Below are 2,145 nucleotides of genomic sequence, written 5' to 3'. Positions count from 1 at the left end.
AGATGCATCTGACTGGGAATATATTCACCCAGCGTATCGAGCGTAACAACCTGACGCTCAGCACGCGCATCAAGCGATTGGCTCGCAAGACCATCTGCTTCTCTCGTTCCATTGAGCTCCACGAGAAAGTGATTGGCGCCTTTATAGAAAGGCACCATTTCAACTGATTGGCGGCATTACCCGCCCCTGCTATCTCAACGATTTTCTCGGGTATGCCACAGCCGCAGGACGTAGATGATCGAATCAAGGATCTCGTAACGAACCTCGTACTCCCCAACCAAAATCCTCCTAACCTCACGTGGCTCAAACTGGAACAGTTGCTCTCCAATCCGCGGGTTGGTTAGCAGAATGGTCGGGGCTTGTGTCAGTGCCTGCACCGCCCGAGCCGCTGCGGGCTTGTTAGCCAGAGCCAGAAATTCATACAGGCGCGCCAAATCAGAAAGCGCCTTGCTGGTCCATTTCAGTTCCATCAACGCGGCACCGACAGCGGCTGGTCAGTGCTGAGGCTGTCAGCCCAAGCCTGCACCGCTAGGTGATCGATAACTCGACCCGCATCCACGTCTGCCAGCGCCTCTTGGGTTAGTCGGTCACGCTCCTCTTCCTGGGCGATCCATACTGAAAGAGCCTGCTTCATGATCCAGCCCCGTGAGCGTTCAAGGCGGGCAGCCATCTGGTCAACTTTATCGGCCATCGGTAGTGGTACGTGTGCAGTCAGCACCTTGGTTGTTGCTTGTGTCATGTTGCTCTTCATTCACTGACTCCAAATTATTTGGCATGATTCAAAGTTAATCATAGTGATTTATTTAAAATCACGCAAGAAGGTGTCAATTTGGGCTATACCCTATCCTGATGTCAGGTTGAACCACTAAAAGTGTCAGAATAAAACCAAAAAAACAATTTATTGACACTTTCAGTGTAGGGTTGTAGATTTCTTCCTGACACTTTTAAGTTCAGGAGGTCTCTTGCAGGGACAACGTATCGGTTACGTCCGCGTAAGTAGCTTCGAGCAGAATCCAGAACGGCAACTGGAACATATACAGGTGGGCAAGATTTTCACCGACAAAGCATCGGGGAAGGATACGCAACGCCCTCAGCTTGACGCGCTGCTCTCCTTTGTACGCGAAGGTGACACTGTCGTGGTACACAGCATGGATCGCCTTGCGCGTAACCTAGATGATCTACGTCGACTGGTACAGGGACTCACCCAGCGCAAGGTGTGCATTGAGTTCGTCAAAGAGCACCTGATCTTCACTGGTGAAGACTCGCCGATGGCGAACCTCATGCTGTCAGTGATGGGGGCATTCGCAGAGTTTGAACGAGCCCTGATCCGCGAACGGCAGCGTGAGGGTATCGTGCTCGCCAAACAGCGTGGGGCCTATCGGGGCCGCAAGAAGGCGCTCGACCCAGAGCAGGTAGCCGAGCTGCGTCGTCGTGTCGTCACTGGCGAAAAAAAAGCGCAGCTTGCTCGCGAGTTCGGCATCAGCCGCGAAACGCTGTACCAGTATCTAAGAATGGATGACTGACCATGCCTCGTCGCAATTTGCTTACCCCTGCCGAGCGTAGTGACCTGCTCGCTTTCCCGACTACCGACAACGAACTGATCCAGCATTACACCTTCACCGAAGCAGACTTGGCGGTGATCCGACAGCGGCGTGGCAGCCATAACCGGCTCGGCTTCGCGGTACAGTTGTGTTACCTGCGCTATCCCGGGTTTGCCTTGCCGACTAACGCTTAGCCTCCCAAACCCCTGCTGAACATTGTAGATTGTCAGTTACGTATTGAGCCTGACGTCTGGTCACTGTACGCGCAGCGACAGGAAACACGGCGCGAGCATTTATTGGAGTTGCAGGCGTGGCTGAGCTTGGCACCATTCTCTGCTGCCGACTATCGGCACTTCGGTCACAAGCTTGCGGATCTGGCCCAGCACCTGTGTGATCTGGAGCCTAACCGGCGCTATGCAACCCTGGTCGTGGTGATCCTCGACACAAGTGCCACGCAGATCGATGAAATCATCGACCTGCACGACCGTTTTATGGGAGTGCTGTTCAGCAATGCCAAACGGGTAATGCCGCCAATCAGTTGAAATGGTGCCTTTCTATAAAGGCGCCAATCGCTTGATGCGCGTGCTGAGCGTCAGGTTGTTAC

4 protein-coding genes and 1 pseudogene are annotated in these 2,145 nt (G+C 53.7%); 3 read left to right on the top strand and 2 right to left on the bottom strand.

What is annotated here, in order from left to right:
* On the top strand, positions 1 to 167 hold a 167-nt coding region (locus tag CUC53_RS03555), incomplete at its 5' end, for an IS1 family transposase (RefSeq protein WP_236757858.1).
* Positions 168 to 194: 27 nt separating this feature from the next.
* On the opposite strand, the gene CUC53_RS03550 is transcribed toward CUC53_RS03555, so the two are convergent.
* Positions 195 to 470 (bottom strand): type II toxin-antitoxin system RelE/ParE family toxin, encoded by a 276-nt coding sequence (locus CUC53_RS03550; protein ID WP_042468953.1) that lies wholly within the window; start codon positions 468 to 470, stop codon positions 195 to 197.
* Entirely contained in the window at positions 470 to 739 is a 270-nt protein-coding gene (locus CUC53_RS03545; RefSeq protein WP_201796711.1) for a CopG family ribbon-helix-helix protein, read from the bottom strand. The genes CUC53_RS03550 and CUC53_RS03545 overlap by 1 nt, the downstream gene beginning before the upstream one ends.
* Positions 740 to 962: 223 nt before the next feature.
* On the opposite strand from CUC53_RS03545, the gene CUC53_RS03540 reads away from it, so the two are divergent.
* Both CUC53_RS03540 and CUC53_RS03535 read left to right on the top strand, forming a co-directional pair.
* Positions 963 to 1,523: a recombinase family protein gene (locus CUC53_RS03540; protein ID WP_100292878.1), complete on the top strand. Its 561-nt coding sequence runs from the start codon at positions 963 to 965 to the stop codon at positions 1,521 to 1,523.
* A gap of 2 nt (positions 1,524 to 1,525) precedes the next feature.
* Positions 1,526 to 2,083: pseudogene (locus tag CUC53_RS03535) on the top strand (DUF4158 domain-containing protein).
* The last annotated feature ends 62 nt before the right edge of the window (positions 2,084 to 2,145 follow it).

The organism is Aeromonas cavernicola (genome assembly GCF_002795305.1).
Lineage (GTDB): Bacteria > Pseudomonadota > Gammaproteobacteria > Enterobacterales > Aeromonadaceae > Aeromonas > Aeromonas cavernicola.
This window is presented reverse-complemented; position numbering and strand designations above follow the sequence as displayed.